Annotated in this window: 9 protein-coding genes; all 9 read right to left on the bottom strand. The window is 38.0% G+C overall.

The genetic code is table 11. The annotated features are described in order from the left end of the window. Positions 1–700 (bottom strand): NAD(P)-dependent alcohol dehydrogenase (locus WBN20_RS04640; protein WP_424280873.1); only part of this gene is annotated, 700 nt, incomplete at its 3' end. Between the two features lie 257 nt (positions 701–957). Further along, positions 958–1530, bottom strand: a complete 573-nt coding sequence (locus WBN20_RS04635; protein ID WP_424280872.1) for a nuclear transport factor 2 family protein — start codon at positions 1528–1530, stop codon at positions 958–960. A 168-nt stretch (positions 1531–1698) separates the two neighbouring features. Beyond that, on the bottom strand, positions 1699–2502 hold the full coding sequence (locus tag WBN20_RS04630; protein ID WP_424280871.1) for a DUF2490 domain-containing protein: 804 nt from the start codon (positions 2500–2502) through the stop codon (positions 1699–1701). A 128-nt stretch (positions 2503–2630) separates the two neighbouring features. Next, positions 2631–3089 (bottom strand): SRPBCC domain-containing protein, encoded by a 459-nt coding sequence (locus WBN20_RS04625; protein WP_424280870.1) that lies wholly within the window; start codon positions 3087–3089, stop codon positions 2631–2633. A 68-nt stretch (positions 3090–3157) separates the two neighbouring features. Continuing rightward, complete coding sequence (locus tag WBN20_RS04620; RefSeq protein WP_424280869.1) at positions 3158–3883, bottom strand: DUF6544 family protein; 726 nt, start codon at positions 3881–3883, stop codon at positions 3158–3160. An 18-nt stretch (positions 3884–3901) separates the two neighbouring features. After that, positions 3902–4870 carry an NAD(P)-dependent alcohol dehydrogenase gene (locus tag WBN20_RS04615; protein WP_424280868.1) on the bottom strand — a complete coding sequence of 323 codons (969 nt, stop codon included), beginning with the start codon at positions 4868–4870 and terminating at the stop codon, positions 3902–3904. Between the two features lie 12 nt (positions 4871–4882). Next, on the bottom strand, positions 4883–5554 hold the full coding sequence (locus WBN20_RS04610; protein ID WP_424280867.1) for a lysoplasmalogenase: 672 nt from the start codon (positions 5552–5554) through the stop codon (positions 4883–4885). A gap of 206 nt (positions 5555–5760) precedes the next feature. Continuing rightward, positions 5761–6114 carry a hypothetical protein gene (locus WBN20_RS04605; protein WP_424280866.1) on the bottom strand — a complete coding sequence of 118 codons (354 nt, stop codon included), beginning with the start codon at positions 6112–6114 and terminating at the stop codon, positions 5761–5763. Further along, a partial coding sequence (locus WBN20_RS04600) for a penicillin acylase family protein (RefSeq protein WP_424280865.1) occupies positions 6115–6321 on the bottom strand: 207 nt, incomplete at its 5' end.

Here is a 6321-nt window from a genome sequence, read left to right as displayed (position 1 = left end):
GAATGAAATCGAGACTGCCGGCTATGGACTCCAATTCCTCCGGATCTCTTGAATTAACTATTTTGGTAGCCCCCATAGCCATTATTTGTTCTTTTTTGTCTGGGTTAGAGCTAAATGCCACCACTTCGCACCCCCATTTATTTAAAAATTTCAGGGCCATATGCCCTAATCCACCAATACCAATAACCCCTACGCGATCTGTTGCTTTAACGCCTGCCAGAAGTATTGGATAAAATACGGTAATTCCACCACATAGCAGGGGACCGGCTTTTTTTAAATCGATGCCTTCCGGTAGTGGAATAGCCCAGGACCAATGACTTCGTACAGTATCTGCAAATCCACCATGGCGCCCAACTATTGTTCCTTCGACTGTATCACAGAGATGATGACTCCCATCCATACATTGTTTGCAATGCATACAGGAGGCTGAATTCCAACCCAGACCTACCAGATTTCCGGGTTCAAGGTTTTTCACATCACTACCTACGGCAATCACCTCGCCTACAATTTCATGACCGGGAACAAATGGATATTGCGTCATCCCCCATTCGTTATTAAGCATACTCAAATCTGAATGACAAATTCCACAATAGTGTACCTTAATATCCACCTGGTCGGTTCCTAATTCTGTTAATTCGTATTGGAAAGGAATTAATTTACCTCCTGCATCATTTGAGGCATAAGCTTTTACTGTTTTCATAGATTTTTTGAGTTATAAATTGTTATGAATAATATTTTCTTTGCAGTTTAAGAGTACCAAAAATAAGGATTTACAATAGTAAATTTGAAGATGATCAAGTTAAGTTTTTGTAAATACCGAAAGTAAAAACTCTAAATAATCCAATGAATTTATGTCAGTTTTAGCCGGAGTTTTTATTTGTTGCGCAATAAATCTATTAATGCAAAAACAAAAGGTGGCCATAACGAATGACCACCTTTTGTTTGTTTTATAATTTATTACTCCTGCCCTTCCAATTGTGCAGCGAGGCCATGTACATCAAAATAGTCCGACGATTGTACAATCTTTCCATCATCGTTTACCGAGGTAAGGTTAAAAAATTTAACTCCTATTTCTTTACCGCTTTCGGCATGAGTTGCCGTCCAGGTACCGTATACCCGAATTACGCTGTCGCTTGCATTAGCATTTTGCCCGGGGAAAACAGAGCCAGACCAGAAGCCATTGGCTGTAGAATCTGGCATGACAATACCTTCGGCATATTTAATATTGTCAAAATTATCATGATAGTTTTTTAGGGCTGTCCGAAGATCTTCTTTACCTAACCATTGGTTTCCATTATAAGCGGGAGGGCTCCATTTCATGTCATCTGCAAGTAAGGCGCTTTGAGCTTCGAGATCTTCGTCGCTATGTGCCTGAAAAAAAGCGCGAATAACGGCTACTTTTTTATCGTAGTCCGCAGAATCCGGAGCTTCTGTTTCTTCCACGACTACCTCGACTTCTTTTTCTTTTTCCTTGCAGCCGAAAAGAGTTACTACGGCCAACATGAGTAGTCCAATAAGTTTTGTTTTCATTTTAATTGTGTTTAAAGGTTAGTATTGTTAGGGGGAGTGGCTAACAAGATACACTTTTTTAATGAAAGTGCCGGGCATATAACAGCACCCGCTTTTTACACAAAAATCAGCCATGCCCCGGTCTTATTAGATAAAAATGAAATAAGTTTTAATAAATACAGGCCCCACTTAGTCAATTGTTTGACCGTGTTCTATTAGTTCATTCTTATTTTTGCGGAGATCAAAATTACCGTAAAAGAACAGACGGAAGGTATGGTTCAGGTTATAGTCTGTGCCGCTTGGCAACTGTTGGTAGACCAACATATATCCGCAGTCAAAACTCCAGCTTTTATCTATTTTTTGTTTGATACCCACGGTAAACCGATTTTGATCAAAAGTATTGAACACTACTTCTTTGCCAAAGTTTAAATGTATTTCATTGGCGACCAGAAAAGAAGTTTTACCCGCTTGCTTAAAAGGAACGGTTATACTTAGCAGAAACCGAATGCGATTTATAAAATAGTTGTCTTCCAGAGATAGGCCATCCTCCACATTGTTAAAAAATCGCTGCTCGGTACGTATCCTGAATAAGCCACTAAAAGTGGGCCAGGTGTCTGCCAGGATAAATTCCTGATAAATTCTGTTTTCGTTTAGAAAAAGCGTCCAGTTTTCATCTTTGGCCAGCCAGAGATGTGCATAGCCAGCCGAGAGTTTCAGGTTGTCATTAAAGCCGTATCGGGCTCCGAAACGGATAAAATTAAAACTCGGATCTTTTGCAAAATTGGTACGCCGAATATGCAGGTCGGCCAGGCCTGACCAATGATTGGTAAGCTGAAAAACACTGTTAAGCGAAATCCAGGTCTGAAACTGCTGATTTATATTTTTGGTCGGTGGTTCTTCTAAGGCTTGCGCATAAATCGAAACAGGCAGGAAGAAGAGAATTAAGCAAAGGGTTTTTAGCCTGTTATGGAGCACTATTCTAATTTTCTGCAAATATATCTTATCGAACACCCACAAAAAATAAAAACAATTTTTTTCTGTTTTTTCTAATGGCAACTGTATAATATCAACAATTGCCATAACACTTTACACAAAGTGCTGAAGATAGTTCGGAAAATGGGTTATTCTACCTGGAGGTACTCGTTTAACCTGTCAAAAGTAGAACCCCAACCATTATAAAAGCCCATTTTCTCTTGTTGTTTGCAATATTCCGCCGTTGGATGCACAACTTTAAAGGTAAAATTGGTTTTGTCTTCTTTGGCTTCAAAAAGGGCCTGAATTTCCACACCTTCTGTCATTGGTTTAAAATCTGCGGATGATATTATTTTTACAAGCTCAACTATTTCTGAATAGACACCTTCGGTAACAAAATCATTCCCGTCGGGCATTGTCATAACGTACTTCCAAATTCCACCCACTTTAAAATCATGTTTGACTACTTTGGTCTGCATTCCTTTTGGTCCCCACCAAAGGGCAATTTGTTCAGCCCGAGTCCAGGCATCCCAAACTAATTGAATGGGTGCGTTGAAAGTTCTTTTAATTGTTAATGTACGATTGTTTAATTCTTTAGTATTACTCATTATGTTTATGTTTTGATGGCAATCACATGTTTAAGTAAATATTTTAGGCAGAATTAGTCCGCTTATTTTCAAGTATCATAATTGATTTCTTTTATTTTTAATTTAAGCCAGGTCCAATTACCATTTTCCAATTTCCAGTCCGCTTTTAACTCTACCGGAATTCTTATACCATTTCTTTCTTCTGTTTTAATTGCAGTTACGGTCCACAATATTGGTTCAGAATTTTCTTTTACGTCTTTGTAGCGCAGCGCCCCGAATTTTACGAAATCTCCATTCTTGCTAAAATAAAATGTACCAGAACCCATTGTGCCTCCGTAAGACATTGTTGCTTTGGCAGAGTTACCATCAATTGGTTCCCACTTTATGTTGGGATTTATGGCAGCGGAAGGAAACCATACAATTTCTGCGAGATATCTTTGAAGTGTAGCTTGATTTATCTTGGAATTATCTTTTACGTCTACCAAAGGTATAATGGAAAACAACTTAATTGACATTGCACCTTTTCCGTTCTCTAATATATCCCTGCCTGCTAAACTTATAAAAGAATTGATTCTTAAGTTTAAAGTCCACTTAAAAGCTGGGGGTTCAATCGTAAAGTATTGTTTTGCATTAGCATTATACCATACATCTTGTCCGGGTTTCATCTTTATTTGGAGGTCTTGTTGTAAAAAAACAGATCGAATAACTTCTTTCCCGATAATTCCGCTATTCAGAAGCCATTTTTGGACAGAATTTGGTAATTCGGTGATCCTTTGTTTAGTAACCATTTTTTTCTCTGAAGGATGATATCTCATTCAATGAAGTGTTATTTTTTAAATCAACTTAATGACTACTTTACCTGAGTGTTTCCCTTCACCAAAATACTGAATTAACCCAGGTAGTGCACTTAGTTCGTATGGTCCATCTATTACCGCTTTAATTTTGCCAGTGGCGAAAATTTCGTTTATATATTCCAAATCTTTATTTGGTTTCAGGGCAACCAAATGGATACGCTTATTACTAAAAACGGAAATCCAGGGCTTAAGCACAAGAATTGGAATAAGGCGGTTCAAGTAGCCTCCCACAGTAACATACTTTCCACAGGGTTTTAATGCCCTCAAATACCGGAAAGTTGAGCGGGTGGTTTTCGCATCGAGGATCAAGTCATAAGTCTGTTTGTTTTTTGTGAAATCCTCTTTTTTATAATCTATGATATAATCAAAACCAAGCTCCTTCATCATCTTTAGCTTGTCTCCGGTATCAACCCCTGTTACTTCGGCATCATATAACTTCGCAATTTGTAAGGCGAATGTCCCCATTCCACCACCTGCGCCATTAATCAGGATTTTCTGTCTTTTTTGAAGCTGGCCAATATCGATCAGACCCTGTACCGCCAACATGGCTGCATGCGGGATGGAAGCGGCTTCCTCAAAACTCATTGTATCGGGCTTGAGTACCAGGGTCTTTTCATTTATGCATACGTATTCTGCAAAGCTACCAAAACCATATGCGGAGATATCTCCATATACGGCATCGCCAACTTTAAACGATTTTGCATTTGTGCCAAGAGCTTCAATGGTTCCGGCCAGTTCCATACCGGGGATTTGGTGTTTTGGCTTTAGAATACCAAAAAGTAATCTATACAAATAGGGTTTTCCTCTTATCAAACTCCAGTCGTAATCATTCACTGCTGTAGCGTGAATTTTTACCAAAACTTCACTCTCCTTAGGAGTTGGTTTTGCAATCTCCTTGAGTTGAAGAACCTCTGGTGAACCGTATTTTGTAAATACCAACGCTCTCATAAGATCTTCATATTATTTTCCAATTAAACTCTCTCTTCTAATTATTGAGAATGTGATGCTTATATGCGCAAGATAATAAGTTGGCAAAATCATAAAATCCAATTTATCAAACCCCAAAAATTCCGTGAGCGCAATAATTGTATCCGAAAATACAATTAGAAAAATCCCAAAAATGTAAGCCCATTTAAATAATGCATCACCCTTAATTCCAACAGATGTGCCAAAGGTGAGACATGAAATGAGTAAATATATAAGTGCAGCATACATGAGAACCTTATCCTCAATAGAGGGATAAAGTAAAAGGAAAAAGAACACCAAATAGGCAATTAGGATAAGGAGCGTAAACCTCCATTTTATTTTACCATTAAGTAAAGCAAACCCCAAATAACCGGCATGTGCTATAAAAAATAGTGCAATGCCCTTGCTAAACATCGTTGGATCTCCCAGTTTATTAGACATGAACCAGTCTCCGGCAATAGAAAACAAAAAAGCACCTATGATCATCCAGGTGTCATTGGGTTGTTTGGTCTTTCTGAAGTTGAGAATAATTAAAATGATTATACCTACTCCGGCTGATCCCGATTTATAAAAAAATTCGGAGGTATTCAACGCCATAATTGCCGATATAACCGCAAAGAGTAAAAGCAAGTACAAGTAGTTATTTTTAAACCAATTATCTTTCATTTTTTAGTTTCATACTATGTCCGTTGTTCGTTATTGTTTAAGTTCAGATTTAATTAATTGAAGAATTTTATCATTTTTAAGTTCTTAGTAGTTCAGAAGACCTAAATTTATTCCCAATTTGCTCATTTATCAGAATTTGTATTTGAACGAAATAATTATTCAATTTAGGGAAGGATTTGTAATTAGTTACAGCTATTTTTAGAGCATTACTTTTTTACCAGCACCAGGCATTGTTTTCCAAAAATGCCGGCGACACCAGCCGCCAAACCTCCAACAATACCTGTGACCAATATTAGAAGGTAAGGACTACCACCCAAGGGTAATAGTATCGCTATTTTTTTGGCCAGTATAAAGTCGTTGCCGTTAGCCAGTAAAAATGAGTAACAGGCCCAAAATATAAAGACAGCCAAAAATGGGGTAAAGAAAACAGCTGCGCGTTTTAAGGAAAATACTACTGCGGTTATAAATGCAGCCAACATTGCAGACCACCAAGGCAAAAAAAACGAAAAGATTACAGCTAAAACAAGTGTGGCTATAAAATTTAGGATCTTGATTTTCATTTAATTTGAAATTAAGGTTTGTGTGTCGATTACAGCTTCGGTTTTAATGTCGGATTGCAAAAAGTTTAAACTGTGGTAGTTGCCTGCTGCCCAATCGTCTATAAAATTATCGTAATATTTACTGCCTGGATTTCCTGATTGACCTCCGGGATAAATTCCTAAAGCAGTTGGTGGCGAGCTCATCTCCACAATCATTCGCCAGGAGGG

This window comes from Eudoraea sp. (genome assembly GCF_049665975.1).
In the GTDB taxonomy this organism is placed as follows: Bacteria; Bacteroidota; Bacteroidia; order Flavobacteriales; family Flavobacteriaceae; genus Eudoraea.
Note: the sequence above shows the minus strand (reverse complement) of the source record. Positions and strands in the feature narration are given on the sequence as shown.

What these genes read in the sequence shown, in the direction of transcription:
- WBN20_RS04615 (WP_424280868.1), bottom strand. Translation starts at nt 4,870, where the DNA reads ATGAGAGCGTTGGTATTTACAAAATACGGTTCACCAGAGGTTCTTCAA.
- WBN20_RS04610 (WP_424280867.1), bottom strand. Translation starts at nt 5,554, where the DNA reads ATGAAAGATAATTGGTTTAAAAATAACTACTTGTACTTGCTTTTACTC.
- WBN20_RS04605 (WP_424280866.1), bottom strand. Translation starts at nt 6,114, where the DNA reads ATGAAAATCAAGATCCTAAATTTTATAGCCACACTTGTTTTAGCTGTA.
- WBN20_RS04635 (WP_424280872.1), bottom strand. Translation starts at nt 1,530, where the DNA reads ATGAAAACAAAACTTATTGGACTACTCATGTTGGCCGTAGTAACTCTT.
- WBN20_RS04620 (WP_424280869.1), bottom strand. Translation starts at nt 3,883, where the DNA reads ATGAGATATCATCCTTCAGAGAAAAAAATGGTTACTAAACAAAGGATC.
- WBN20_RS04625 (WP_424280870.1), bottom strand. Translation starts at nt 3,089, where the DNA reads ATGAGTAATACTAAAGAATTAAACAATCGTACATTAACAATTAAAAGA.